A 26060-nucleotide genomic window follows, 5' to 3' on the forward strand; every position below is an offset into this window, starting at 1 on the left:
CAATACAAGGAGCAAACACTTAATTTATATAGAGAAATACCATGATGAAACACGTACAGATCCGCAAACCCCTGCGTCGCAGCAAACCCATCAACCTGCCCGTGCAAGAGCACGACGACGATGCGTTCCTGATCCAGTTCAGCACCCGCTTCAGCGGCGGCTTCGCCATCTCCTGTGATGGCATCGCCGGCGAGTTCTCCATCGAAGAGCTCAACTGACTTTGCCTGCCCACCGGCAGCGCCCGATGCAGACAGGCCGCAACTCACGGCGGCCTCCTTGCCAGACGTCATAGTCTGCATGGCCCCGCTCCCAGAGCGGTGGCTAGACTCCGCAAGTCTCCTTGTCCGGCGCCTCCAGCAGCAGGCACTCCTCCTCGCCGGCCCCCAACCTGACCCGTTTGCCCTGACTCAGCCCCAGCTTGGCGAGTAGCCGGACCGAGCGCTCATTGCCCGGGGTGACGATGGCGACCACCCGCTCGATCCCGAGCCGTTCGCGGCCATCTGCCATGGCCGCCCGCGCGGCTTCGATGGCATAGCCCTGACCACGCCAGGCGGGCAGGAAAGCATAGCCGATGTCTTCACAGGGCAGGGTATGGCGCTTGATCAGACCGCAGATGCCGAGGCTGGCCCCGTCTTCCCGCCGCACCACCAGATAGAGTCCGTGACCGTGGCGGGCATAACTGACCGCAGGCCCCTGCTGGATGTAGTTTTCGGCATCCGCCAGGGTACGTACCCCGCGATCGCCGATGTAGCGGTGAAAATCGCCATCGTTGAGCAGTTCGAGAATGAAGGGGGCATCGACAACGGTCAGTTCGCGCAGTTCCAGGCGCTCGGAGAGGATCATGGCATGGGCTCGTTCGGCAGAGAGAGTGTCCAAGACTGCTCCCGCCCCGCCCCCTTGGCAAGTCCCGGACGATATTTTCGCCCCCGGGAGCCGCGTCCCCGCTATACTGCCCACCCCATGGAACAGGCAGGAGAACGGCCATGACCGATACCCCCGAATTTTTTGATGAAGAGACACTACTGGAGATGGTGGAGAACCAGCTCGCCGACGGCCACCCCCTCCAGGTGAAAGCCACCCTGATGCGCCTGGTGATGAAGGGCACTCCGCGGGAAGAGGCGCTGCAATACATCGCCTGCGCCCTGGGCGCCGAACTCATGGCCATGGAAGCCGAACAGGGCCCCTTCAACCTCGTCCGTTACGGCGAGTTTCTCGACAGCCTGCCCGAGATGCCCTGGGCCGAATGACCCGGGCCGATTAGGCAAGCCCCGGCGCCAGCCATTATCATTACTGCCACCACCAATGACGGGAGTATGGGGATATGCGCTGGCAAGATCGCCGTGAGAGCAACAATGTGGAAGACCGACGCCAGCAAGGCGGCGGCAACGGAGGCGGCGGCCTGCCCATCGGCGGCAAGGGGCGCCTGATCCTGCTGGTGGTGGTCATGGTGGCGGGGTACTACGGCGTGGACCTCGGCCCCCTGCTGCAGGATCCGGCCCCGCAGAGCCAGCCCCAGCGTCAGAACTCGTCCCAGGCTGCCAACGATCCCCTCGCCCGCTTCACCTCGGTGATGCTCGCCTCCACGGAGGACGCCTGGGGCCAGATGTTCCAGCAAAGCGGCAACCACTATCAGGCCCCCAGACTGGTGCTCTATCGCGGCGCGACCCGCACCGGCTGCGGCCAGGGGCAGTCGGTGATGGGGCCCTTCTACTGTCCGGCCGACAGCACCGTCTACATCGATCTCTCCTTCTATCAGGACATGCGCGACAAGCTGGGGGCCGACGGCGACTTCGCCCAGGGCTATGTGATCGCCCATGAGGTGGGCCACCACGTGCAGAACCTGCTCGGTATCTCCACCAAGGTGCGCCAGCAGCAACAGGGGCTGAGCCAGGTCGCCCAGAACCGGTTGTCGGTCAAGCTTGAACTGCAGGCGGACTGCTTCGCCGGGGTCTGGGGCCACTACATGGAAAAAGAGCAGGTGCTGGAGCGCGGCGATCTGGAAGAGGCGCTCAACGCCGCCCAGGCCATCGGCGACGACAGGTTGCAGCAGCAAGGTCAGGGCCGGGTCGTTCCCGACAGCTTCACCCACGGCACCTCGGCCCAGCGCCTCGCCTGGTTCAAACGCGGTTTTGACAGCGGCAAGCCCGCCAGTTGCGACACCTTCGCCGCCCGCTGAAGGGGACAAACGCAAAGGGGCCGATTCCTCACGGAGCCGGCCCCTTTCCTTTCTCACCCGAGGGGGTCTTCCCTCATTCGGGATCCTCCGCCAGCAGATCGGTGAAGACGAAGCCGTCCCGCAGCACCGTCTCCCCCACCCGGATAGGCAGGGGATGCAGGAACATGGGACCGTCCCAGGCCAGGGTGTGGAACTCCCCGTTCTCGCCGCAGGGGTCCACCCCGGCGGGCAGGGCCGCCAGCAAGGCCGGGCCGAATTCATGACCACCTAACCCGGCGTCCAGCTTGCCCGGATCCAGGGTGCAGACCCTGGCCTTGAGCCCGGCGTCGATCATCGCCTGCGCCAGCTCGGTCGTGTCGCTGCCCCAGAGCGGGAAGAGCGGCGTGATGCCGGTCCCCGCCAGTTGCCGCTCCCGATAGGCGCGCACATCCTCAAGAAAGAGATCCCCGAACGCCATGTGGTAAATGTCCTTGACCTGCACATCGGCGATGAAGCCCGTCATGATGCGTCCATACTCCTCGTTGCTGCAGGGCCAGGGCAGGTCGATGGTGATCAGCGGCAAGCCCACGCACTCAGCCTGTGTCAGCAGCAACTGCTTGCGCACCCCGTGCATGGCCACCCGCTCGAACGCCTGGTTGAGGGTGGTGAACAGCCCCACCACCTCGATGGCCGGATCCTGGCGCAGGCGATGCAAGGCCCAGGCGCTGTCTTTTCCGCTGCTCCAGGAGAGCAGTACCTTTTTCTTCGTCATGATCTCTCCAGCTACTTGCCGCACCGTGCTGCAAGACAGTGTTGCGAATTGTGCGATTTACATTGCGGGACACAAAAGCATACCCTCGTGGGTGAGCGTATCCCCGCAGCACACCGGGGAGAATAACTAAAAAAACGATGGGAAACATAAGGATATGAGTAAAGTCAGCACATCGCACGACCACGGTCGCCCCCTCAATCGACAGGATTACAAAACCCTGAGCCTGGCGGCGCTGGGCGGCGCCCTCGAATTCTACGACTTCATCATCTTCGTCTTCTTCGCCGTGGTCATCGGCGAGCTCTTCTTCCCGGCCGACATTCCCGAGTGGCTGCGCCAGTTCCAGACCTTCGGCATCTTCGCCGCCGGCTACCTGGCTCGCCCCCTGGGGGGCATCATCATGGCCCACTTTGGCGATCTCATCGGCCGCAAGCGGATGTTCACCCTCAGCATCATCCTGATGGCCTTGCCGACCTTGCTGATCGGCCTGCTGCCCACCTACGCCGTGCTCGGCATCGCCGCCCCCCTGCTGTTGCTGCTGCTGCGGATCCTGCAAGGGGCCGCCATCGGCGGGGAAGTCCCCGGAGCCTGGGTCTTCGTGGCCGAACACGTGCCCGCCCGCCGGGTCGGTGTCGCCTGCGGTACCCTCACCGCAGGGCTGACCGCCGGCATCCTGCTCGGCTCCCTGGTGGCCACCGCCATCAACCGTGGCATGAGCCCGGGCGATGTGAGCGACTGGGGCTGGCGTCTGGCCTTCGTGCTCGGCGGCGTGTTCGGCATCGTCGCCATGTACCTGCGCCGCTGGCTGCACGAGACTCCGGTCTTCGCAGAGATGCAGGCCAACAAGTCCCTGGCCGAGGAGCTGCCCCTCAAGACGGTGCTGCGTGAGCACAAGGGCAGCGTCGTCGTCTCCATGCTGCTGACCTGGCTGCTCTCCGCCGGCATAGTAGTGGTGATCCTGATGACCCCGACCTATCTGCAGAAGGTCCACGGCATCAGCCCGGCCGATGCCCTGACCGCCAACTCCCTGGCCATCGTCGCCCTCACCCTGGGCTGCATCGTCTATGGTCGCCTGATCGATGCCATCGGCAGCGGTCCTACCTTCATCCTGGGCTCCCTGCTGCTGGCCGGCGCCACTTATACCTTCTACCACAGCCTGGCAGCCGGCACGGATCAGCTGGTGCCCCTCTACATGCTGGCGGGCTTTGCGGTGGGGATCGTCGGCGCCGTGCCCTACGTCATGGTCAATGCCTTCCCGCCGGTGGTGCGCTTCTCCGGGCTGTCGTTCTCCTACAACGTGGCCTACGCCATCTTCGGCGGCCTCACCCCCATGCTGGTCACCCTCTGGATGAAGGAGGACGTGCTGGCCCCCTCCCACTATGTGGTCAGCCTGGCCGCCCTCGGTTTCGTGCTCGGCATCTGGCTCTGGCTGCGCCAGCGCGGCCAACGCCAGGCCACCCCGCAGGCCGCCTGATCCTTCCCAAGCAAGCCCCGCACTGTCGGGGCTTGTTCTTTGCGGATATCATCGACCGGGTGGCGGTCCGCTGCGGACCTGCCAGCTCACCCCAATCCGTCCATCTGCCCGAGGTCCACTATGTTCTTCCAGGTCGTCTTTCTCGCCTTGCTGGCCCTGCTGCCCATGGTCAACCCGCCCACCACGGCCACCCTGCTGCTGGGATTGAGCAAGGGCATGTCCCGCGAGCACATTCGCCGCCAGATCAACATGGCCGCCCTCTATCTGTTCGCCACCCTGTGCGTCAGCTTCTTCATCGGATCCTCCATCCTGGATCTGTTCGGGATCTCCATTCCCGGCCTGCGCCTGGCCGGTGGCCTCATCATCGCCTTCATCGGCTTTCGCATGCTGTTCCCCTCGCCAAACCAGTCTGCGGGGGTCGAGGCCAACCAGAATATCGCCTTCGTGCCCCTCACCATGCCCAGCATGTGCGGACCCGGCACCATGGCGCTGGTGATCAGCGGCGCGGCCCAGATCGCCGAGCTGCCGGCCGACACCAACCGCTTCGTCATCTATGCCGCCATGGTGACCGCCTTCGCCCTGATGAGCCTGATCAGCTGGGGCGTGCTCAAGCTGGCAGATCCCGTGTGCAAGATCCTCGGCGCCACCGGCATCGACGCCATGACCCGCATCATGGGCTTCCTGCTGGTGTGCATGGGCATGCAGTTCTGCATCAACGGCATCAAGGAGGTGGCGCAGGATCCCGTGTTCCACGGCGCCCCCGCCCCCCAGGTTCAGCATCATGTGCCGGCTGTAGGCACGCCCGGCATGGTGGCACCTGGCCCCTGAGTCGGCGGACATGGGGTTGGGTTGTTTTTTGTACAGTACGGGTTCAGCTTCCGGGAGCTACAGTAGCCACGCCGTCAAACCACCACTCCGGAGATAATGAGATGGATAAGATGCTGACCGAAATCCGTAGCTACAGTCTGTTTCATGAATACCTGAACATGGCGGGAGCCACCAGCCCGGCCAATGCCACCCAGGAGTGGGAGTACAAGAGCGCCAACCGTCTGGTGGCCAGGATCAAGCAGGATCCACAGGGCAAGACCCGCTACTACATAGACGCCCGCGCCATCTCGGCCAACTGAGCCCCGAGCCCCCATTCACCACCCCGGTCCGCTGACCGGGGTTTTTATTTTTGTGCCCAGAGAGAGCAAAACCCCGGCACTGGGCCGGGGTTTGATTGCATCGGGTGAGGCCGCTGCGCGGCTAACCCGACCTAGGAAGTGCCGCCCACGGTGAGCTGATCCAGCTTGAGGGTGGGCTGGCCGACGCCGACCGGCACGCTCTGCCCCTCCTTGCCGCAGACCCCGACTCCGCGATCCAGCGCGAGATCACGGCCCACCATGGAAACCTGGCTCATCGCCTCGGGGCCGTTGCCGATCAGGGTCGCCCCCTTGATGGGCGCGGTGATCCTGCCATCCTCGATGAGGTAGGCCTCGGAGGCGGAGAAGACGAACTTGCCGGAGGTGATGTCCACCTGGCCGCCACCGAAGTTGGGGGCGTAAATGCCCTTCTTCACCGAGGCGATGATCTCCGCCGGATCGTACTGACCCGCCAGCATGTAGGTGTTGGTCATGCGCGGCATCGGCAGGGCGGCGTAGGATTCGCGGCGGCCGTTACCGGTGAGCGGCACGCCCATCAGGCGGGCGTTCTGCTTGTCCTGCAGGTAACCCTTGAGAATGCCTTTCTCGATCAGCACGTTGTAACCCCCCGGCGTCCCCTCGTCGTCGATGGAGACGGAGCCGCGCCGACCCGGCAGGGTGCCGTCATCGACGATGGTGCAGTGTTTGGAAGCCACCTGCTCGCCGATGCGCCCGGCAAAGGCGGAGGAGCCCTTGCGGTTGAAGTCCCCTTCCAGACCGTGCCCCACCGCCTCGTGCAGCAGCACACCGGGCCAGCCGGCACCGAGCACCACCGGCATGGTGCCGGCCGGGGCGTCGATGGCCTCCAGGTTGACCAGGGCCTGGCGCACCGCTTCGCGCACATAGCCAAACGCCCGGCTCTCGAGCCCGTCCAGCTCGAGGAAATGGTCGTAACCGAAGCGGCCACCGCCACCCGCGCTGCCGCGCTCACGGCGATCCCCCTTCTCGGCGATGACGGTCACCGAGAGGCGCACCAGGGGGCGCACGTCGGCGGCCAGGGTGCCATCGGTGGCGGCCACCAGGATCTCTTCATAGACCCCGCTGATGGAGGCCATCACCTGATTGATGGCGGGATCCAGGCTTCTGGCGAACTTGTCCATCTGCTCCAGCAGGGCAATTTTCTGCTGCTTGTCGAGGGTCTGCAGGGGATCCAGCGCCGGGTAGAGCAGGTTTGCGTCGGTGCGAGCCCATGCTTTTACCTTGCCGTGAGCACCGGTGGCGGCGATGCCGCGAGCGGCAGTCACCGACTGTTGCAGCGCCAGCAGGCTCAGCTCGTCCGAGTAGGCGAAACCGGTCTTCTCGCCGCTGACGGCGCGCACCCCCACCCCCTGATCAATGTTGTAGCTGCCATCCTTGACGATGCCGTCCTCCAGCATCCAGGACTCGTGCCAGCTGCGCTGGAAATAGAGGTCGCCGAACTCCACCTGATGGCTCATCAGGCTGCCGAGCAGCTGTTGCAGCCGCCCTTCGTCGAGCTCGTTCGGGGCCAACAGGGAGGCACTAACCTGGCTCAATAGACTCAAATCTTTCTCTCCACTCTCATGCGAGATGTCGTAACGGTTAAATCCACGGCCGCGGGCTCACAGCAGGCGGGCGTGTTGCAGCACCGGCATGGTGCGTTTCAATTCATCGATCAGGGCCCCATCCAGCGGCGCCAGCACGGTGCCCTGCCCCGACGCCCGACAGGCCAGCACCCGGCCCCAGGGGTCGATCACCATGCTGTGGCCCCAGGTCTGGCGCCCCGTCTCGTGGGTGCCCCCCTGGTTGGCGGCCACCACGTAGCACTGGTTCTCGATGGCACGGGCCCGCAACAGGGGCTCCCAGTGCGCCTCGCCGGTGACGGCGGTAAAGGCGGCAGGCACCAGCAGCACCCGGGCACCGGCCCGGGCCAACTGGCGGTAAAGCTCGGGAAAGCGCAGATCATAACAGATAGAGAGGCCGAGGGGACCAAAGGGGGAGTCCACCAGCACAGGCTGATCACCCGGGCTGAAGGTCTCCGACTCCCGGTAGCGGCCGTGATTGTCCGCCACGTCCACGTCAAACAGGTGGATCTTGTGGTAGTGCCCCTTGAGCTCGCCGTCGGGATCGAACACCAGGGTGCTGGTGTGGATGTGGTCGGCACCGGCGATGGCGGTGGGCATGGCCCCGGCCACCAGCCAGATGCCGTGGGATTTGGCCCAATCAGAGAGTTGCTGCTGGATTGGGCCATTTCCCAATGGCTCTGCCCCGTCCAGATACCCCTGCCGCTCGCCAAAGAGGGCGAAGTTTTCCGGCAGCAGCACCAGCAAGGGGCGCTCTCCGGGCAGACTCGCCAGCTCGGCGGCGATCCGCTCCCGGTTATCCTGCCAGGTACGACCCGATATCAACTGCATGGCGGCTAGCCACATGACGCGCTCCTTCTGTTGGGCGAGCCGGTGACACAAGGCCTTCTCCGCTCGCAGGGCAATATCCGCACTCTTCTGTTGGGCGAGCCGGTGGCAGAATGCCTTCTCGGCTCGCGGGGCAATATCTGCACTATGAGGGGTTTGGCGGTCGGGGGAAAGTCCCCCAGCCCGGTGCGTGCCCTCAGCGCTGACCCGAGCCCTGATGCTTGGGATTGAGCAGGAAGGGGGTGACCTCCTTGGCGGGCAGGCCGGGCGCCACCGCATCCACCGCCTCCTTCTGCTGCTGGTTGAGCTTGATGCGGGCGCGATCCCGCCCCGCCTCCACCAGCCTGGGGGCGTCCAGCGGGCCGGAGACCCGAAAATCGATGCGGGTCACCACGTCCACCACGGGCTCCAGCAGCTTGGAGAGGGCCAGCACATAGAGCCCGGTGATGGGAGTCAGGGAAAAGGCCGCCACCACCGGCAGGGTGCCCCCTAGGTTCGGGGAGAAGCTCAGATCAAAGTCGAGCCGCCAGCGCACCAGATCCGCGATGCCCTTGCCCCGCAGGTTGCCCGCCGCCCCTTTCATGTAGAAGTCGTTGTTCTCCACCACCCCCTGATTGACCTTGGCGGAGGCGGACATGGACTCGAAATAGAAGCCCTTGTCGAAGACGTCGCGAAAATCGAGGCGCAGCTTGCGCATCAGGGAGTCGAGGCTCAGCAGGGAGAGCAGTCGGGCCCCCTTGTCGTTGACCTCCCGCAGGGTCCCCCCCTCCAGCTGGTAGTCGGCGCTGCCCGCCAGGGTCGGCAGGCTCAGGCGGTAGGGCACGTCACGCCAGTTCAGATCCAGCGCCAGCTTGCCCGGGGCATCCCCGATGGGCGAGGTGTAGCCGAGCCGCTTGAGCAGCAGCTCGCTGTTGCGGGTCTCGAGGTTCACCCTGGCACGGGTCTGCATCTGGCTGCCACGGGCCAGCCACTCGGCGCTGCCGCGCAGGGTGCTGCCCGCCAGGCGCATCTCCAGCCCCTTGAGATCCAGCCGGTTGGCCCCGGGCAGCAGCTCCCCTTTCACCTCACCAAGGGGCAGCTCGCCGAAGCGGCAATCCACGCAGCTGAAGGTGAGCCAGGGAATGGCATTCATGATGGCCCTGTCCTGGCGCTCATCGGGATCCGGGCTGAGATCGGTCCCCTTGCCGGACCAGTAGATGCGGGCAAACTTGGCATCGATGGGGCGCCCATCAGCCACCGGCACCCGCACCACCCCCATCACGTCGGGGCTGTCGATCATCACCTCGGTGGCCTGGTTCACCGGCCCCAGGGTGAAGTGCACCGCCTTGAGGCTGGCGCTGCCGATGTCGGCACGGGCCAGTTGGCCATCTACCCACCACTCCTGGGGCAAGAAAGCGGGACCCACCACCGCATTGTCACTCGGCGCCGTGCCAGCAGGCAGCCACTGCTTGAGACGTGCCAGCCAGCCGGCTACGTCCGCCTGCTGCTGGTTGATGGCGAGCAGCATGGGCTTGTCCTGCATCACCCGCGCCCCGGGCTGGCCGATATTGACCCGCACCCGGCTGAGATAGGGCACGCCGTCGCCGTACACCAGGCGGCTCTGCATGTCGATGTCCGCCCCCAGCACGGCGCGGATGTCGGCGCTGCCATCCCGCCCACGGGCCGTCACCTTGAGGGGCAGCCGGGTACCCGCCGCCTTGGTCAGGGGCACAGGCAGATCCAGCCCCATGCCCTGCAGGTTGGAGTCCAGCGCCAGCTGGAAACTGAACGCCTTGTTCTCGGGCAGGGTCAGCCCCAGGGTACCGGACCAGTTGCTGCGCCCCTGGAGCATCTCGAGGGCCGGTATGTCCCGGCGCTGGCGGCGGCTGTCCCACTGCCCCTGGAACTTGAGGTCGGCCTGATAGCCGTGGGGCAGTTGCCGCCCCTGATAATCCAGGGTCAGCGGCTGGTTCCACAGGCTGGCCTTGAGGTTGTGAATGCGAGTCTGCTCGTTGTCATACTCGAGCGTCCCTGCGACCCCGTCGAGGGGCAGGTCCAGGGAGGCGATCCTCACCTTGTTGTCCTTGAAGCTGGCTTCCCCGCTGGCCTTGACCTCCCCCTCGCCATCCAGCGGTATGTCAAGCTTCACCGTGCCCTTCATGGGGCCGCGGATCTCCACCTCCCGCAGCGCCTGACCGACGGATCCCCCCAGCGGCGAGTCCTGCAAATAGTCGCTGATGGCCTTGCCCTCGCCCTCAACCCTGGCATCCACGTAGAGGTGAGCCCCCGGATAGAGGTCCGGGATCCAGGCGTGCACCGAGTCGGAGCTGGCCTTGCCGAGCTGGGTGGCGCGGCTGTTCATGTCGAGGCTGGCGTTCTGGAACAGCAGATCGATCTGCAGGTCGGTCAGCGGCTGCCAGCCCGGGAAAAACTCGTAGGTGGCCTGTTGCAGCGGCACCGCCACCTGGAAGACGCCCTTGCCGTTGTCGTAGGGGAAGTCACGGAATTCGCCGTACCAGAGCAGGTCGGCCCCCTTGGCCTTGCCCCCCTTGATGGCACCGCTCAGGTAGCTCACCAGCCCCTCATCCATCACCGCCAGGGGGTAGTAGCGATCCGCATGGGCCGCGTTCTTGACGTCGATGCGCCCGGTCAGGGCGAGGAAGGGGTGCTCGAACAGCTCGAGGCGAAACCGGCTGGCGAGGCGCAGATCCGGGTTGTCCAGGGCAATGTCCTGGCCATAGAGCACCCAGCCTTGGGGCGCCCGCCACCAGTCGAGGGCCGCACTCAGGCTGTCCACCGGGATGGGTTCCTTGAAGTGGCGGGCCGGATCCACCTTGCCCTTGCCCAGGGTCAGGCGGGCACGCCCCCCGTTCGGGGTCAGCCAGAAGTCACCGTCCAGCTTTTGCAGGCCGGGCACATCATGCCAGGCCCGGGTCCCGAAGCCGCGCAGTTCCCCCTGCAAAGAGAGCCCCTGCCAGTCCCCGTCGGCTTGCAGGACCAGCTCCTGCAACTGGCCCCTTGGCCGGGTGCGCTTGAGGGTCTCGGTCAGCTCGGGATAGAGGCCGGAGACCAGCTGGCTCAGGTTGGCAATCTGGTCGAGATCGATGGCGGGCACATAGCCCTGGATGCGTGAGCCGATGCGCTCGAGCTGCAGGCGGCTGTGCAGCCAGGTGGCGCCATCGAGCTTGAAGGTGACGTCGTGGCTGGCGAGCTGCCACGCCTCGCCGTCCCGGCGCAGCTGGATCTTGCCCCCCTGCAGGTCGAGGCGGTGCGGCTCCCCCTTGATCTCGTCTTTCCAGATCAGGTGGTTGTTGCCAAAGGCCAGCAGGGAGTTGCCGAGCCTGCCCTTCTCGAACTCGCTCCAGAGCTGGAAGTCGAGCTGGCCGCTCACCGGCGGCGCGCCGGCGTGGATCCTGGCCAGCATGGGGCTGATGTCCAGCTCTCTGGCCCCCAGATAGAGCTGGCCCTTGAGGCGGTCGAGCCGCACCTCTGGGGCATCCACATCGATGATGAGGTCCAGGGTGCTCTCCCCCACCCCGTTGATGAGATAGGCCTTGCCGACCCCCTGATGCCGCTTGCCGCGGTTCTGCCAGCGCAACTGGGCGATGTCGAGGGCGCGCACCTCCCCCAGTGCCGTGGTGAGGCTCAGGCGAGTGTCGTGAATGTCGAAGGTGGAGAGCTGGGTCAGCAGGAAGCGCAGCAGGGCCTCCTGCTGGTTCGCGCTCTTCCCGCTGACGGGGGTGGCGGGCTGGGTCATGTCCAGCGCGATGTTGCCGTCGCTCAGGATCAGCTGGCCAAACACCGGTCTGAGTTCGTTGAGGGAGCGCCAGAAGTCGAGGTGGGCCCACACCTTGCCAAGGCGCAGGGAGAAACGCCCCGAATCGGGGGCGATGGCCAGTCCTTCCAGCCCGATGGCCGGGCCGCGGGGAGTCCAGTCCAGCCCGACGTGATCCACGCTCACCTCGAGCTGGCTCTCCCCGAGCAGAGTCCCTATCACGGCCGCCCGGTGCTGGTTGAGCAAGGGGCCGCCCAGTCGTACCACGCTGACCAGAACGGCCAGCAGCACGAAGAAGACTCCGAGGGCCAACCAGCCCCGACTCAGCCAGCGGTAGACCAATTACATCATCACCACATCGAACTGTTCCTGCCCACAGAGCGGCTCGGAGACCACCCTGACCTGCTTGCCGATGAAGACTTCCAGCTCCGCCAGACTGTGGGACTCCTCCCCCCGCAGGTAATCGGCCACCGAAGGAGCCGCATAGACGGTGAACTGATCCGCGTCGTAGGCGCGGTTGACCCGGATGATCTCCCGCAGGATCTCGAAGCAGACCGACTCCACCGTCTTGACCCGGCCGCGCCCCTTGCACTCGGGGCACTCGGCGCAGAGCACGTGCTCCAGGCTCTCCCGGGTGCGCTTGCGGGTCATCTCCACCAGCCCGAGCTGGGAGAAACCGTTGACGTTGGTCTTGGCCCTGTCCTTGGCAAGCGCCAGCTCCAGGCTGTGCAGCACCCGGCGGCGGTGATCCTCGGACTGCATGTCGATGAAGTCGATGATGATGATGCCGCCGAGGTTGCGCAGGCGCAGGTGACGGGCGATGGCGGCGGTGGCCTCGACGTTGGTGTTGAAGATGGTCTCTTCCAGATTGCGATGGCCGACGAAGGCGCCGGTGTTGATGTCCACCGTGGTCATGGCTTCGGTCTGATCGATGATGAGGTAGCCGCCGGATTTCAGCTCCACCTTGCGCTCCAGCGCCCGCTGGATCTCGTTCTCCACGTCGTAGAGATCGAAGATGGGCGACTCGCCGGAGTAGTACTCCAGCTTGTTGGCGAGCTCGGGCACGTACTCCTCGGTGAAGCGCTTGAGCTGATCGAAGCTCTGGCGGGAGTCGACCCGGATCTTGTCGAGCTCGGCACCGACGAAGTCACGCACCACCCTGAACGCCAGGCTGGGATCCTCGTAGAGGATCTTGCAGGGGGGGTACTTCTGCTTGCGCTCGAGGATCTTGCGCCACAGACGCTTCAAGAAGGCGGCGTCCTGCTCCAGCTCCTGCTCCCCCACCCCTTCGGCGGCGGTGCGGATGATATAGCCGCCCAGTTCGTCCACATAGCCGGCCACGGTGCGCTTGAGGCGCTCGCGCTCCGCCTCGGATTCAATGCGCTGGGAGACCCCCACGTGGGCACTGCCCGGCATGAAGACCAGATAACGGGATGGCAGGGTGATGTCGGTGGTGAGGCGAGCCCCCTTGGTACCGAGCGGGTCTTTGACCACCTGTACCATGATGTCCTGCCCCTGGCGCACCAGTTCGGCGATGTTGCCGGCCTGGAACTGCTCCTTCTCCTTGATCGCCACACACTCGGTATGGGGCACTATGTCGGAGGCGTGCAGGAAGGCGGCCTTGTCCATGCCGATGTCGACGAAGGCGGCCTGCATGCCGGGCAGCACGCGGCTGATCTTGCCCTTGTAGATGTTGCCCACGATGCCGCGCTTGGCCTGACGCTCCACATGCACTTCCTGCAGCAGACCGTTCTCGACCAGGGCGACCCGGGTTTCGGAGGGGGTGACGTTTACCAGCAGTTCTACCGACATAAGTTACCTTGCCTTTCTAGTTTTGAATTCTGGCACGACGAACAACGGGTAACTCAGCAGCGCACTGCTGACGAGAGGATTACCGGGTCTGCTCGAGGTGCTGCTTGATCAACAGGTCCGTCTCCAGCAGGGGCAGGCCGACCACGGCACTGTAGCTCCCCTCGAGGCGACTGACGAATTTGCCGGCAATGCCCTGGATAGCATAAGCGCCCGCCTTGTCGCACGGCTCGCCGGTGCGCCAGTAGGCTTCGATCTCGGCCTCGTCCAGCTTGCGAAACGCCACGTTGGTGGTGACCAGCCGCACATCGCATCGCTCCGGGGTGGCCAGGGCCACCGCCGTCATCACCTGGTGTACCCGCCCGGAGAGAGCTTCCAGCATGTCCTTGGCGTCCAGCAGGTCGGAGGGTTTCTCCAGCACCCGCTCCCCCAGCACCACTATGGTGTCGGCCCCCAGCACAGGCAGCGCCGTGGGCGCCGCGGCCACACCGGCCATGGCCTTGTCGCGTGCCAGCCGGCAGACGTAATCCTGGGGCTTCTCACCGTCGTTGCGCAGCTCCGGCACATCCAGCTTGAGGACCTCGAAACGGTAGCCCAGGCGGGTCAGAAGCTCGTGCCGGCGGGGGGAGCCCGAGGCGAGATAGAGTTGCAGTTCGTTGTGCTTGTTCATACTTCACTCAATGAGACGATGCGCAGTTACAATGCGTTGTTTTTATTCACATTCACTTGATATTGAAGCGACGCCGCACCTTGCGCAAGACCATAAAAATCCAGGGCCATATTAACATCGTCGTCAACGTCGACCAAAAGTAGGCGAAGTTGAGGCTGGCCCGGCTGAACAGATGCTCCGCCCAGAACACGGTGATCTTCCCCACCAGGGAGAGCAGACCGATGATCAGCGCCTGCTGCCAGAGGGAGAAGTTGCGGATCTTCTGGAACTGGAAGGCCGCCAGGTAGGTGGTGATGGCCATGGCCATGGCCCGCACGCCGAGGGTGCTGCCGAGCAGCACGTCCAGCAGCAGGCCCGCCACCCAGGCGGTGCCGACGTTGGTCCGGTGGGGCAGCGCCAGCGCCCAGTAGATGAGCACCATGGCGAGCCAGTCCGGACGGAAGGGTTCGAATTGAAAGGGAAGCGGCAGGATGGAAAGGCACAGGGCCAGCAGGATCGAACACCAGATCCAGATCCTGCCGCTGGCGGGTTGCAGCATCAGCGCGTCGCCCCCGCCGCCGAGGTTGCCGTGGCCGCCGAGGCGCTCGCCGCAGGCTCAAGGGCATCCTTGTCGTGTACTTCCGGTTTCTTGTCGGTCCACAGCAGCAGCAGGTAGCGCAGACGGTCCAGCGCCACCAGGGGCTTGGCCTCGATCTGGGCGAAGGGCTTGCCCTCCACGTAGTCGGAGCGGGTCACGGTCGCCACCGGATAACCTTCCGGGAAGCGGCCGCCCAGGCCCGAGGTGACCAGCAGATCGCCGACCTGGACGTCGGTGTTGCGGGGCAGGTTGCGCAGCTCCAGCTTGTCCAGCTCGCCGCTGCCGGAGGCAATGGCGCGCAAGTCGTTGCGCAGCACCCGCACCGGGATGCCGTGGCTGGAGTCGGTGATGAGCAGGACGCGACTGGTGGTGGAGCCCACGTGGAGCACCTGGCCGACCACCCCCTGATCGTTGATCACCGGCTGGCCGTTGTAGACGCCATCCAGCGCCCCCTTGTTGATCAGCACCTGATGGCTGAAGGGGTCGGAATCCACCGACAGCAGCTCGGCCACCATCTTGCGGGACTCCTTGTGTACCGGCGACCCCAGCAGCTCGCGCAGACGCTGGTTCTCGTGCTCCAGCTGATCCATCTTGAGCAGGCGCGAGCGCAGGGTGAACAGTTGCTGCTCCTGCTGCTTGGTCTGCTCGATGAGATCGGCGCGGGTCTGCACCTGGGTCGACATGGTGTCGAGCAGGGTGCCGGGGGCGTTGGCGATGTATTGCAGCGGGCTCACCAGGGAGCTCAGATAAACGCGGACATGGCTGAACACACCGAAGCGGGAATCCGCGACGATGGCAGCGACGGAGATGATGACGGCGAGAAACAACCGTAACTGAAGCGAAGGGCCTCTACCGAAGATGGGTTTCATGGGTCGTCAAAAAAGAGCCGGCGCTCGGCCGGCTTTGGGTCTTATTCGTAGTGGAACAGATCGCCACCGTGCATATCGATCAGCTCCAGCGCCTTGCCACCGCCACGGGCGACACAGGTGAGGGGATCTTCAGCCACGACGACCGGGATGCCGGTCTCTTCCATCAGCAGACGGTCGATGTCCTTGAGGAGGGCACCACCACCGGTCAGCACCATGCCGCGCTCGGAGATGTCGGACGCCAGCTCGGGCGGGGATTGCTCCAGGGCCACCATGACGGCGGAGACGATGCCGGAGAGCGGCTCTTGCAGCGCTTCCAGGATCTCGTTGGAGTTCAGGGTGAAGCTGCGGGGCACACCCTCGGCCAGGTTGCGACCGCGCACTTCGATCTCGCGCACCTCTTCGCCCGGATAGGCGGAGCCGATCTCGTGCTTGATGCGCTCGGCGGTGGCTTCCCCGATCAGGCTGCCGTAGTTGCGACGGACGTAGCTGATGATGGCTTCGTCGAACTTGTCGCCACCGATACGCACGGACTGGGAGTAGACCACGCCGTTCAGGGAGATGATGGCCACTTCGGTGGTACCGCCACCGATGTCCACCACCATGGAACCGGTCGCTTCGGAGACCGGCAGGCCGGCACCGATGGCGGCAGCCATGGGTTCATCGATCAGGTAAACCTCGCGGGCGCCGGCGCCCAGAGCGGATTCCTTGATGGCGCGACGTTCCACCTGGGTGGAGCCGCAGGGTACGCACACCAGCACGCGCGGGCTGGGGCGGAAATAGTTGTTGTCGTGAACCTGTTTGATGAAGTGCTGCAGCATCTTCTCGGTCACGTAGAAATCGGCGATCACGCCGTCTTTCATCGGGCGAATGGCAGAGATGTTACCCGGGGTACGACCCAGCATCTGCTTGGCGGCATGACCGACAGCAGCGACCGATTTGGCGTTCCCGCGCTCTTGGCGAATGGCGACAACTGAGGGTTCGTTAAGGACGATCCCTTGATCTTTTACATAGATCAGGGTGTTGGCAGTTCCCAAGTCGATCGACAGATCGTTGGAAAAGACGCCTCTGAGCTTTTTGAACATGGCTACGGGAAATCCTAAGAATTTGGAGGTGCAGAAAACCGGCTAACTTTACCAATGCCCACCCCAATGGGCAAGCGCTCAAACTGTCGCCAATCAATCAGGCGCGACAAAAATGCGAGTCATCACTCACCCGCTCAGGCCGACAAACACTACGAAACAAGGAGATAAGACGCCACTGTACAGCAATGCGTCTATCTCCCCGTGTCAGCCCGGGTGTCAGGGCATCACTTCGCGGCGATAAATAATTCTGTCATTACCCCGATCCCGGCCAAAAATGGCCATGCCCTCCAGACTGTCTGGGTCAGACAACCAGAGCGGACGCCGTCCAGGTTGCTGCTCTGACTCCGGTTGCTTGCTCAGATCGATCTTGAACGGAATGCGCACCGCCCTGTCCGGGGCAGCGAACTGTATGGAGATGACACCATCCTTCGCGCTCGCCACCATGGCGCCAGGGGCAACCGGGCCAAGACCGAGCCGGATCCGGGTGTTGTCATCCAATATCAGATCGCCACTTCCCTGATCGAAACGCTGGCTGCCATCGGTGAACTCGATGCCCCCATCTTGCAGGGAAAGGCGGGTACATTGATCAGCTCCCATGGCATGCCAGGCGCCCGCCTCGTGATATTGCAGTTGCAGCGGCACCGCCAGCCCGGCCGTTGCCACCCCTTGGCGGGTACCTGCCTGCACCCGGCCGAAGTACGCCTCCATGGGCACGTCATCGATCAGCCTGGCATTGCAGCCAGCGCCACTGCATGACCCCGGCTGCCCGTCGTTGAAGTCGGGATTGGCGATCAGGGTCTGCTCACCATCGTTGTCCTTCATATAAAGGCCAAACGACAGGGCCCGGTAGGGGCCATCTGGCTTGCCATCGGAGCGGCGAGCAAACTCGGTCGGCCCGTTGAAGTCGGCCTCCCCTGCCACCCAGGGCAGCGGTCCCAGGCTGCGTAACCGGGCGGAGAGCGACACCCCGTCCTTGTTGTTGGCCGCGCTCAGGTAGGCATCCCCCTTGGCAAACGCCTCCCTGTAGTTCAGGGTGGTCTCGCCAAACTGATTGCGGGCCTGGATCTGCAACTCCGCCAGGAAGGGTTGCCCCATATAGGAAAACGCCTCGCAGGCGGGGACTATGTTGCCACTCACCAGATTGAAGTCCACCGGGATGAAACGCCCCACAGGCACGCTGCTGGCGGCGGGTATGGTGTAGCCAAAGTAACCCAAGGTCGGTGGCGTCGCCGTCATCCGGAACACCCCGACTTCGTTGACCGACTGGCCGACGGAGTTGAGGTTGCTGTCCTTCTGGTTGGAGTGGTCGTAGCTGGACGTGCCGACCACCGCCCCTTCCCCTGGTTTGGGCGCCACCAGCTCGCTGCCGAGCGCAATATTGGCCAGCGCGAAGTTGGGGGTCGCCAGGTTGCCGCTGCACAGGTCCTTGTCATCATCCGCTTGCCAAGCCACCCCTTTGATATTCAGCTGGAACGCCTCACCGGTCTTCTTGAACACCGGACAACTGGCATCCCCTGCCGCGCAGGTCCCCTCGGTAGGCGTGATGCAGAGCCCGGCCGGGCGGCTGACGAACAGATCCGACCCCGTCATCACCAGCCCTGCGGTATCCCCGCTGCCATCGTGGCGGGCATTAAGCCGCATCTGGCCTGCATCCGGATAGCGAACACTCTTCAACGTCGCCTTGCCTTGACCATCGAAGGTCAAATTGAGGGTTGTCGCCGCTGGCGAGACTACATTGGCGGCATAAGTCGAAATCGTCTTGCCATCTATCGCCATCTGACTCCCGGTAGAATTGTCATTCGGGGTGACATACGTTCCCCAGAAGCCGACCGAACGCTCACCGGTAAAACCGGGGACACACTGCTGGGTCGCATTGTCCTTTTTGACGGCACTGATCACTACATCTTGGGGCCTGTTGGCCAGGGTATCCGGCACATTGAACAGGAAGCCGCTGTCGGCAAAGCTCAAGGTACAGGCGGCGGCGCTCAGGGCGCCGCTGCCCGCCCGGCAAAGCGTCTCGCTAAGCGGCTTGGTGGACGGCGTCGAACCGCTCACCCCTACCGTCATAGCGCTCGCCAGATTGTTGCGCAGCTGCAATTTGGCGGTGCCGTTGCTGAAGGTCACGGTAGCGGTGTTGCCGTTGTAGCTCACCTGGCTGTCGGCTATCCAGCCGTTGCTGCCATTCTTGAGAGGGGTCAGGATGGCGCTCACCGGGTCCGTGAACAGCTGGCTGCAACTGGCGTTGGCGCAGGCCCGAATGGTCAGAGTCTCGGGGTTGCAGGTCAGGGCCTGGCCTGAGTGATCGAACTCGAAGTGATCGATCTGGGTGCCCACCGGATTGGATTTGAGGGCGCAGATACGGACGTTGTCGATCTGGTGGGCGTTGGTCGCATCCCCGGTCGAGCCAGTCAGGGACAACAACAGATTCTCGGGAATGGCTGCCTGGCCACTCTGGGCGGCAGCATTGAAGCTGTCGATCAGAGTGCTGTAACCCCCTCCGGTATTGCGCTCCACCTTGACCAGGGACTGGCCGGTGATGCGCGAGTCTATGGTCAGTCGATAACGGTGGGGGCGATTGCTGTCCGAGCCGCTGTCCACGGTCGGCGACAGGCAGTTGCCGTTGGCGTTGTCGGCGCCGTTGTTGCAGGTGCCCTTGAGGTAGTTGTAGCCGCTGGTACCGGAACCCGATCCCCGTACCGCTACGGACTGCTTGCGCCGCCCCTTGTTGACACTGCCACCTTCGCCGGAGAAGTTGCCGTACTCATCTATCCCTACCCCAAGCCAGCCGCCGGCAAAGCCATTAGCTTCTGGCTTGAAGCCATACCCGAGGGGCCCGCCGAAGGCGCCGGGCTGGGGGGTCACTCTGGCGTCGGAGAGCACCACCGCCATGCCGTCCGCCCCGTTGCCACCGTGGGCATAGTGGTCGAATTCGATGGTGACCAGGTTGTTGGCGGCGGGGAAGAGCCGCTGGTAAGTCGCAGAGGTGGATTGCTTGGGGCTGGCCTGGGTCATGCCGAGTCGGCCATTGACGATGGCGGGGGTAAAGTCGCCGCTGCTGCGGGCCGCCACCCAGTCGCTGCTGAGGGTGCTGGCGGAGAAGTCATCGCTGAAACAGGTCAGTGGGTCTTCACACATGCCCGGCCAGTCGCCGTTGAAGGGCTCGTGGATCACCTGGCTGTTGTTGGTCATGGAGACGTTCACCGCCGACACGGCGCCGGTCAGCACGGCCTGGCCACTCATGGCCAGATCCCCGGCGTTCACATAGAGAATGGCGTTGAGTTTGGTGTTGCCGCTCATGGTGACCTTGCCGAAGTGATACATCATCAGGTCGTTGGCCTTGCCCCCCGCATTGACCTCCATCTGGTCGCTCAGGGCCAGATCGCTTTTGATGTACAACCTCGCGGCACTGCCGCTGTCAAAGATCAGCTTGTCGTTCTGGCCGAGCTCCATCTTGTCTATCCAGTGGTTGCCGCCACGAAAGTAGAAATTGATGTTGGAGGTGCTCTGGTGTTTGAACGTCTTGAGGTAGCGGGCCTGCAGATACCCGTTGATGGTGCCGTTGCCGCTCACCTCCAGGGTCTGGTGAAGCAGAAGCGTCAGATCGCTGCGACTCCCTGCAGCGGAGATCCGGCTCTCGTTTTCCATCTTTAGCCCATAGACGGCGAGGGAGCTCTGTCCCTGGAAGGTCATGGCACTGTTGCTCTTCATCCCCAGGCTTTTGATGAACCAGTCCCCTGCCCCCATGAGCACGCTCTGGCCACTGGTAGAGACCTCCATGGTGACCTTGTCCAGGTAGTGCGGCTGGAAGACGGCGGTCCCGGTATTGCCATTGCCCGAGACCTCAAGGGTGCTGTAGACGGTGACCCTGGCGTCATTGAGCTTGCCCTGACCAGTCACCGTCAGATCGTTCACATGAAGGTCTCCCGACCCGGTGACGCCACTGTTGTAACCATTCTTGATGGTCATCTTCTGGGCATAGACGGTCGCACCGTTGAGGTTGAGCATCGCCCCTTCGCTGATAGACAAGGTATCGAAGCGATAGGTCTGGCCCGATTTCAGGGTCGCCACGCAGCTGTTGCCCCCCCACGAGGCGTTCTTGTAGTCACCGGCAGCAGGAGAGATGGCCCCGTCGCAAGCGAGATCATTTTTCCCGCTGTAGGAGGGGAAGCCCCCCGGGTTGGCCGGAAATGCGTCGGGGTCGCTGATGAAGGTCACATCCTTGAGCACACTGGCAAGGGCGCCGCTGACGTTGCAATTGGAGACCCAGGTGCCGTTGTTCCAGAAGCCACCGTTGTTGCAGTTGGCGTTGGGCTGGATTTTTTGGGTCAGGAAGGGGTAACTGGCCCCCACTGTGGTGCTGATGATCTTGCTTTCATTGTTCATGCTCAGCACGCCGGGGGAGGCGTGGCTCTGCACCGGGAAAAGGAAGGCTTCTGTACACTGGCTGGCGGCCTGCACCGAGGTGGATCCCAGCAAGATCCACAACAGGGCGCCGCGAAGAGGCTGGCTGGACTTCATGGGGTCTGGCTCCTTGGCAGGGGGCTCATGGCGTCGCTCCATCAAAGGCTTCCGCCACCAGGGTGCGGCTGACGGCAAAATCGGGGTTCGGGCCGCTGCCGGCATCGGGCTGGCCACAGCGCCCTTCGCTGCTGAATCGGTATCCGGTCTGGGTCCCTCCGGCCGCACTCACCGTCACCCTGTTGCAGGTGATGCTGGCCTGACACCCGGCAAGCCCGGGCTCGGTGAAGTCGAGCGCTATGGGGACGCACCGGCTGGCCTGCCCCTGCCACTCCCCATTGGGATAGAGCCGGTACAGTGCAACTTCGAGCCCGCTCTGGGCCGCCATCAGGGCACGCACGCCGCGCACCTCCACCGTGTGCTTCTCGCTGCTGTCCACCAGGAAACGCCCCATGGCCGCCGCCAGCAGGGCCATGATGACGATGACAAAGAGGGCGATCAGGATGGCGCTGCCCCGCTGGGACCTCACCATGGTGGGAGTGTCAGGGCACATTGAGGGTCTCCAGCTTGTGATGGAAGACGACGCGCTCGTCGCGCTGCTCGAACTCCAGCCGCAGCCCCACCTCGCTCTGGTTGAAGGCGGCGGGTTCCCGATAGAAGTAATAGGCGGCGGGACGAATATGCTCCCCCATCAACCGGGTGGTCTCGCTGCTGCTCAGGGTGTCGTCGAGGGACTTGGCCATGCGCCAGAGGTTGCCCCCTCTCACGCAATAGAGCACCTGCTGGTTCGCAAAATAGATGCGCTGGCCCGGGGAGTCCTTGGCGAGCGCACCAGCCAGGGTCAGCGGCACGGCCCCGGAGACGGGAGTTCCTACCTCGGTCACTCTGGCAGTGCAACGCCCCTGCACACACCCCTTGTCCAGCGTGATGGTACTGCCAGAGGTCGTGTCAGGCAGCGGATAGATGATGGCCGTATCTTCCTTTGCCGGCATGGTGACAGGCTCGACGATGCGAAGCACTGTGCTGCTCGCCGTCTCCAGGTAGCGGCCAGCGGTAGCGATGGGCCAGAACCGCAGACAGGCCCCCTGCTCCTGGGCACCGCCCCCTTCGTCCTCGACCCGCACCGAACCGGGGACGGCGTCACGCACCTCGCGATTGAGCCGCTCCAGGGCGAAACGGGCATCGCTCATCAGTTGCTCGCGGCGGCTGGCATCTCCGTAGATCTGGGTACCGATGCCGATAAACTGGCTGGAAAATGTCGCCATCACCCCGAGCAGCAGGATCACCATCACCAGCTCCACCAGGGTGAAGCCCCCCTCACGCCCGGGTCGGACGCGGTCACGGGCGAGTCTGGCACATGGGTGTTCCCACGCGACATCACGGGAATGTGGCTTGCCCATCAGTAGTTCCCCCGATAGAGGCCGAAGACCAGCTCGCTCCCGTCCGGCAGGCGCACGGTCAGGGTGATGCGCTTGCCGATGGACTCAGCCCCCTCCCCCGCGCTGCCAAAGAGGGTATCCGGCACCACCGCGATCTTCACCTGGTAGCGTCGATACTCCTCCTCGCTGCTCGCGGCCGAGGCCTGAGTAAAGTAGCTGGCGTCCACCCAGCGGCCTGCCGTGTCGAAATCGTCCACGTCGTTGAACCCGTAGGGGCGGGTTTCGCCACTATCGGGGCCATAGTCGGCGCTCGCCGTGCAGGGGGGATAGGTGAAGGCGGGCACACCGGCCGTTTCGCCACAGCGAAAACGGCCGCCGTTGTGATCGGAATGCTCGTCGAAAGACTTCTCCAGCATCTCGCCGAGAATGCGCTGGGCGAGCTGGGCGGCGCGTACCTGCTGCACCGGATCCACCGCCTGGGGTGCCTGATTGATGAGAAGCCCCAGGACGCCGGTCAGGGCGATGGCCAGCAGCACAATACCGACCACGAACTCGATCAGGGTGAAGCCGCACCGGGCCTTAAGGGAGGGCATGGATATAACCTTCCGGCTCGATGCGCAGCCGGGCGCTCTCCTGCCCGCTGCTGACCGCCAGTTCGCAGCCATTGATGCAGCCAGGCCACAGGGGCCTGCCGCTGCGCTTGTCGAAATGGAATGTCCCCTGGGGGGAGAATTGCAGGTTGCCGGACGCCTGCACCAGGCGCCCGCGACTCTGCTCATTCCCACTCCAGCCCGAAATGGGGGCAGGCGCACAGCTCGCCCCGGTCAGATGGCCAAAACGCCCCGCCTCCAGCACCAGCTGGGTGCAGCGCGCGTCCCCTTCCTGCATGTTCATGGTCTGCACCAGCCGCAGCCGGGCCACCAGCTCATCGCGCAGGGTATGGGTTTCAAAGCCGCCTTTGCCCAGCCACTTGGGCACGGCAAAGGCGGCCAGAATCCCGAGCAACAGGATTACGATAACCAGTTCTATCAGGGTGAAGCCCTTGTTTCTCGGCATTTGCTTGCTCATTGAATAATGAAAAAGCGAGGCCGAAGCCTCGCTTGTCAACACGTATTACTTACAGTTTTGCAACTCGGTTTTGAAAGGAACAGTATCACTGGTTGCGGCTGTGTATTTTACGGTACAAGTATTGCCACTGGTATTAGCAGGGGCAAAAGTTGACTCGAGAGCAGTTGCGCCAGAAGCTGCAACCCAGCCGTCCAGGGTTACAGCAGCGGAAATGGTATCAGCGGTCGGGTAGCCATAGATAACCTTGACACCGGTCATTCCATTCAAGTCAGTACCACCTGCCGCAGATGCCTTTTCCTGCCCATTCAGAGCTGCCTTGCTATAGACCAGATTGGCAGCGCTGGACAACGCTGCCTGCACGCCCTGCGCGGCAGACTTCTTGGCATCATCCTGCAGATTCAGGAACTTGGGCGCGGCGGTGACCGCCAGAATGCCCAGGATGATGATCACGATCACCAGTTCGATCAGGGTAAAACCCGCTTGCTTCTTCATTACGTTTTCCTCTGTTTATCAATTGATATTGGTAGTCACCTGGCCGGAGGCCGGGCGGTAACTGAAACTCATGAACTCATCCGTGCTCCCTTGCGGGTCCTGATAGCGCCCATCACTTCCCTTGCTCAGGCTGTTGACCAGATAGTAACGGCAGACCGAATCCAGTCCATTGTTGCTCACCGTGGCATAGAACTTCAGGTCATTGCCGCTACCGCGTACCTCGTCAAAGTTGGCGGTCGCCTTGGGAGGATTTTGCAACAGGCCCTCCCAAATATTGAGACAGCGGGCCGCCGTCAGGCTGGCCGGATCCACATCGGGCGTGCCGCTTGCTGCCGTGTCCATGGGATACCCGGGAGAGAGCTCGCCATTGCTGACCTGGCTGTCGGTCGGCGTGGTCAGATAGAAACGCGAGCCGTCATAGAGCACGGTGTTGAGTCCATCCTGCCTGGCACGCCCCTCGGCCTCCCACTGGGCCCGCACCAGGGACACCCCGGTGGCGAAACCGCCGGACACCCCTTCCACGCTCGCCTTCTTCGCCTCGTCGGTCACATCGAGAAAACGGGGCAAGGCGGTGACGGCCAGGATCCCCAGGATCACGATGACGATCACCAGCTCAATCAGGGAAAAACCGGCCATCTGACCGGGCCCCTGGCCGGGTATCACTCTCTTTGTTGCCATGCTGCCTCCGTAATGTTCCGCATTATTTCATGCAGATAGAAAAAAATCATGTCGCCGAGACGCTAGAACGATACTGTTCAAGATTTGTTCAGCAAACTGCCGTCGGCGAAGCGATAGATCAACCAGTTAGCCTCCCAACCAAATTCGCATCCCTCCCCATCCGGGCTAGCCAGCACCTGCAGGGTGGGCATCGACAGCGCCTCCTGGCCGAGCAAGGCCGACCAGAGCCCGCGGCAGTTCTCGGACGGTGACTGTAGCGGCAACACCGCCAGCGGCCAGCCTCGCCCATCGAACTGCCAGGCCCGCCCCTCTGCATGGAGCACGGCGGGGCGCCGCTCATCGAGCCAGCGCCCGTGCAGCCGCTGGACCCGCTCGGCAAACTGCTCCCCCAGCAGGGTCAGGCTGACCGCCAGCGCCGCTTCCCTGTGGCTGCGATAGCTCAGGGCCAGGGTGGCAAGGATGACCAACAGCAGGATGCAGGCGATCAACCGCCTGTAGCCTCCCAGCCAGCGCTCATCCTGCTCGGACTGTCTGCTCATACCTCTCCCGCATCCTGTTTGGCAGTGAAAATAGCCCAGCTCATCACTGCCCCCGCACCGCTCTCATCATGTCCCCCACCAGGAGGAGTGAAGATACCGTCTATTGACCACGCACGGCCCGCATCATGTCCCACATGGGCGTAAAGATGCCGAGCGCCAGCACCAGCACCATGACGGCCACTATGCCGATCAGGATGGGTTCGATGCGGGCGGTGAGGCTCTTGAGGTCGTAATCCACCTCCCGCTCGTAGTATTCGGCCGCCTCGTGCAGCAGCTCGTCCACCTGGCCGGTCTCTTCCCCCACCGCGATCATCTGCATCACCAATGGGGTGAACAGGCCGCTGACGCCGGCGGTGCGCAGCAGGCTCTCGCCGCGCTCGATGCCGCCCCGCATGTCGCGGATCTGTCCCGCCATCCAGGCGTTGTCCACCGCATCGGCCACCAGGGTCAGCGCCGTGTTCAGCGGCACCCCGGCCTTGAGCATCATGGAGAAGCTGCGGGCGAAGCGGGCCAGCAGGGAGCGCTCTATGATGGTGCCGACGATAGGCAGCCTGAGTTGCCATCTGTGCCAGGTCAGCCTGCCCTTGGCCGTGGCGACCCAGCGCCGCCAGCCGACGACGGAGCCCACCAGGATGGCGAGCAGCAGCCACCAGTAGTTGACGAAGAAATGGGAGGTGGCGAGCAGGATCCGGGTCGCCAGCGGCAACTCCACCCCGAACTTGGCGAACATGCCG

The 26060-nt window shown here is 63.9% G+C and carries 25 protein-coding genes; 6 read left to right on the forward strand and 19 right to left on the reverse strand.

The genetic code is table 11. The annotated features are described in order from the left end of the window. Positions 1 to 41: 41 nt before the first annotated feature. Positions 42 to 218, forward strand: a complete 177-nt coding sequence (locus AB5Y68_RS08060; RefSeq protein ID WP_010672653.1) for a hypothetical protein — start codon at positions 42 to 44, stop codon at positions 216 to 218. Positions 219 to 321: 103 nt separating this feature from the next. Here AB5Y68_RS08060 and AB5Y68_RS08065 read toward each other — a convergent pair whose 3' ends face one another. Continuing rightward, positions 322 to 843, reverse strand: a complete 522-nt coding sequence (locus AB5Y68_RS08065) for a GNAT family N-acetyltransferase (protein ID WP_039040441.1) — start codon at positions 841 to 843, stop codon at positions 322 to 324. Between the two features lie 140 nt (positions 844 to 983). Between AB5Y68_RS08065 and AB5Y68_RS08070 the strand changes: the two genes are divergently transcribed. Further along, positions 984 to 1247 carry a hypothetical protein gene (locus AB5Y68_RS08070; RefSeq protein WP_039040440.1) on the forward strand — a complete coding sequence of 88 codons (264 nt, stop codon included), beginning with the start codon at positions 984 to 986 and terminating at the stop codon, positions 1245 to 1247. 74 nt (positions 1248 to 1321) lie between these two features. Beyond that, positions 1322 to 2176: a neutral zinc metallopeptidase gene (locus tag AB5Y68_RS08075; RefSeq protein ID WP_039040439.1), complete on the forward strand. Its 855-nt coding sequence runs from the start codon at positions 1322 to 1324 to the stop codon at positions 2174 to 2176. A gap of 73 nt (positions 2177 to 2249) precedes the next feature. Here AB5Y68_RS08075 and AB5Y68_RS08080 read toward each other — a convergent pair whose 3' ends face one another. Beyond that, entirely contained in the window at positions 2250 to 2927 is a 678-nt protein-coding gene (locus AB5Y68_RS08080) for an ATP-binding domain-containing protein (RefSeq protein WP_039040438.1), read from the reverse strand. Between the two features lie 154 nt (positions 2928 to 3081). Here AB5Y68_RS08080 and AB5Y68_RS08085 point away from each other — a divergent pair, with 154 nt between their 5' ends. The 3 genes from AB5Y68_RS08085 (at position 3082) to AB5Y68_RS08095 (ending at position 5525) form a co-directional block, all read left to right on the forward strand. After that, on the forward strand, positions 3082 to 4398 hold the full coding sequence (locus AB5Y68_RS08085) for an MFS transporter (RefSeq protein ID WP_039040437.1): 1317 nt from the start codon (positions 3082 to 3084) through the stop codon (positions 4396 to 4398). A gap of 120 nt (positions 4399 to 4518) precedes the next feature. Beyond that, positions 4519 to 5226 (forward strand): MarC family NAAT transporter, encoded by a 708-nt coding sequence (locus AB5Y68_RS08090; RefSeq protein WP_039040436.1) that lies wholly within the window; start codon positions 4519 to 4521, stop codon positions 5224 to 5226. Positions 5227 to 5327: 101 nt separating this feature from the next. Next, the gene (locus tag AB5Y68_RS08095; RefSeq protein ID WP_039040435.1) at positions 5328 to 5525 is read left to right on the forward strand and encodes a hypothetical protein; all 198 of its coding nucleotides are present in this window, start codon (positions 5328 to 5330) and stop codon (positions 5523 to 5525) included. A 131-nt stretch (positions 5526 to 5656) separates the two neighbouring features. On the opposite strand, the gene tldD is transcribed toward AB5Y68_RS08095, so the two are convergent. From tldD to AB5Y68_RS08180, 17 genes are all read right to left on the reverse strand, one after another. Continuing rightward, positions 5657 to 7105 carry a metalloprotease TldD gene (gene tldD, locus AB5Y68_RS08100; protein WP_039040434.1) on the reverse strand — a complete coding sequence of 483 codons (1449 nt, stop codon included), beginning with the start codon at positions 7103 to 7105 and terminating at the stop codon, positions 5657 to 5659. A 57-nt stretch (positions 7106 to 7162) separates the two neighbouring features. Then, positions 7163 to 7969 (reverse strand): carbon-nitrogen hydrolase family protein, encoded by an 807-nt coding sequence (locus AB5Y68_RS08105; RefSeq protein WP_010672639.1) that lies wholly within the window; start codon positions 7967 to 7969, stop codon positions 7163 to 7165. Between the two features lie 178 nt (positions 7970 to 8147). Next, positions 8148 to 12047, reverse strand: a complete 3900-nt coding sequence (locus tag AB5Y68_RS08110; protein ID WP_039040433.1) for a YhdP family protein — start codon at positions 12045 to 12047, stop codon at positions 8148 to 8150. Next, positions 12048 to 13517 (reverse strand): ribonuclease G, encoded by a 1470-nt coding sequence (gene rng / locus AB5Y68_RS08115; protein ID WP_039040432.1) that lies wholly within the window; start codon positions 13515 to 13517, stop codon positions 12048 to 12050. 79 nt (positions 13518 to 13596) lie between these two features. Beyond that, entirely contained in the window at positions 13597 to 14184 is a 588-nt protein-coding gene (locus AB5Y68_RS08120) for a nucleoside triphosphate pyrophosphatase (RefSeq protein ID WP_010672636.1), read from the reverse strand. A 52-nt stretch (positions 14185 to 14236) separates the two neighbouring features. After that, positions 14237 to 14722, reverse strand: a complete 486-nt coding sequence (gene mreD, locus AB5Y68_RS08125) for a rod shape-determining protein MreD (protein WP_010672635.1) — start codon at positions 14720 to 14722, stop codon at positions 14237 to 14239. Next, on the reverse strand, positions 14722 to 15630 hold the full coding sequence (gene mreC, locus AB5Y68_RS08130; protein ID WP_029313545.1) for a rod shape-determining protein MreC: 909 nt from the start codon (positions 15628 to 15630) through the stop codon (positions 14722 to 14724). The genes mreD and mreC overlap by 1 nt, the downstream gene beginning before the upstream one ends. A 41-nt stretch (positions 15631 to 15671) precedes the next feature. Next, a complete protein-coding gene (locus AB5Y68_RS08135; protein WP_005308111.1) occupies positions 15672 to 16712 on the reverse strand; it encodes a rod shape-determining protein in 1041 nt (346 codons plus the stop codon). Between the two features lie 216 nt (positions 16713 to 16928). Next, positions 16929 to 21230: a DUF6701 domain-containing protein gene (locus AB5Y68_RS08140; RefSeq protein ID WP_039040431.1), complete on the reverse strand. Its 4302-nt coding sequence runs from the start codon at positions 21228 to 21230 to the stop codon at positions 16929 to 16931. Positions 21231 to 21255: 25 nt separating this feature from the next. After that, positions 21256 to 21723 (reverse strand): MSHA biogenesis protein MshP, encoded by a 468-nt coding sequence (locus AB5Y68_RS08145; RefSeq protein ID WP_039040430.1) that lies wholly within the window; start codon positions 21721 to 21723, stop codon positions 21256 to 21258. After that, a complete protein-coding gene (locus tag AB5Y68_RS08150) occupies positions 21713 to 22570 on the reverse strand; it encodes a PilW family protein (protein WP_080770036.1) in 858 nt (285 codons plus the stop codon). Before AB5Y68_RS08150 ends, AB5Y68_RS08145 begins: the two co-directional genes overlap by 11 nt. Continuing rightward, positions 22570 to 23142 (reverse strand): prepilin-type N-terminal cleavage/methylation domain-containing protein, encoded by a 573-nt coding sequence (locus AB5Y68_RS08155; RefSeq protein WP_039040428.1) that lies wholly within the window; start codon positions 23140 to 23142, stop codon positions 22570 to 22572. Before AB5Y68_RS08155 ends, AB5Y68_RS08150 begins: the two co-directional genes overlap by 1 nt. Beyond that, a complete protein-coding gene (locus AB5Y68_RS08160; RefSeq protein ID WP_039040427.1) occupies positions 23129 to 23605 on the reverse strand; it encodes a Tfp pilus assembly protein FimT/FimU in 477 nt (158 codons plus the stop codon). The genes AB5Y68_RS08155 and AB5Y68_RS08160 overlap by 14 nt, the downstream gene beginning before the upstream one ends. Positions 23606 to 23662: 57 nt before the next feature. After that, positions 23663 to 24109 (reverse strand): prepilin-type N-terminal cleavage/methylation domain-containing protein, encoded by a 447-nt coding sequence (locus AB5Y68_RS08165; protein WP_039040426.1) that lies wholly within the window; start codon positions 24107 to 24109, stop codon positions 23663 to 23665. A gap of 18 nt (positions 24110 to 24127) precedes the next feature. Next, positions 24128 to 24787 (reverse strand): type II secretion system protein, encoded by a 660-nt coding sequence (locus AB5Y68_RS08170; RefSeq protein ID WP_039040425.1) that lies wholly within the window; start codon positions 24785 to 24787, stop codon positions 24128 to 24130. A 77-nt stretch (positions 24788 to 24864) separates the two neighbouring features. After that, a complete protein-coding gene (locus AB5Y68_RS08175) occupies positions 24865 to 25326 on the reverse strand; it encodes a hypothetical protein (protein WP_039040424.1) in 462 nt (153 codons plus the stop codon). A gap of 100 nt (positions 25327 to 25426) precedes the next feature. Then, positions 25427 to 26060 (reverse strand): type II secretion system F family protein (locus tag AB5Y68_RS08180; RefSeq protein WP_368207069.1); only part of this gene is annotated, 634 nt, incomplete at its 5' end.

Origin of the sequence: Aeromonas sp. R6-1 (assembly GCF_040908165.1) — a bacterium.
Taxonomy (GTDB): domain Bacteria; phylum Pseudomonadota; class Gammaproteobacteria; order Enterobacterales; family Aeromonadaceae; genus Aeromonas; species Aeromonas caviae.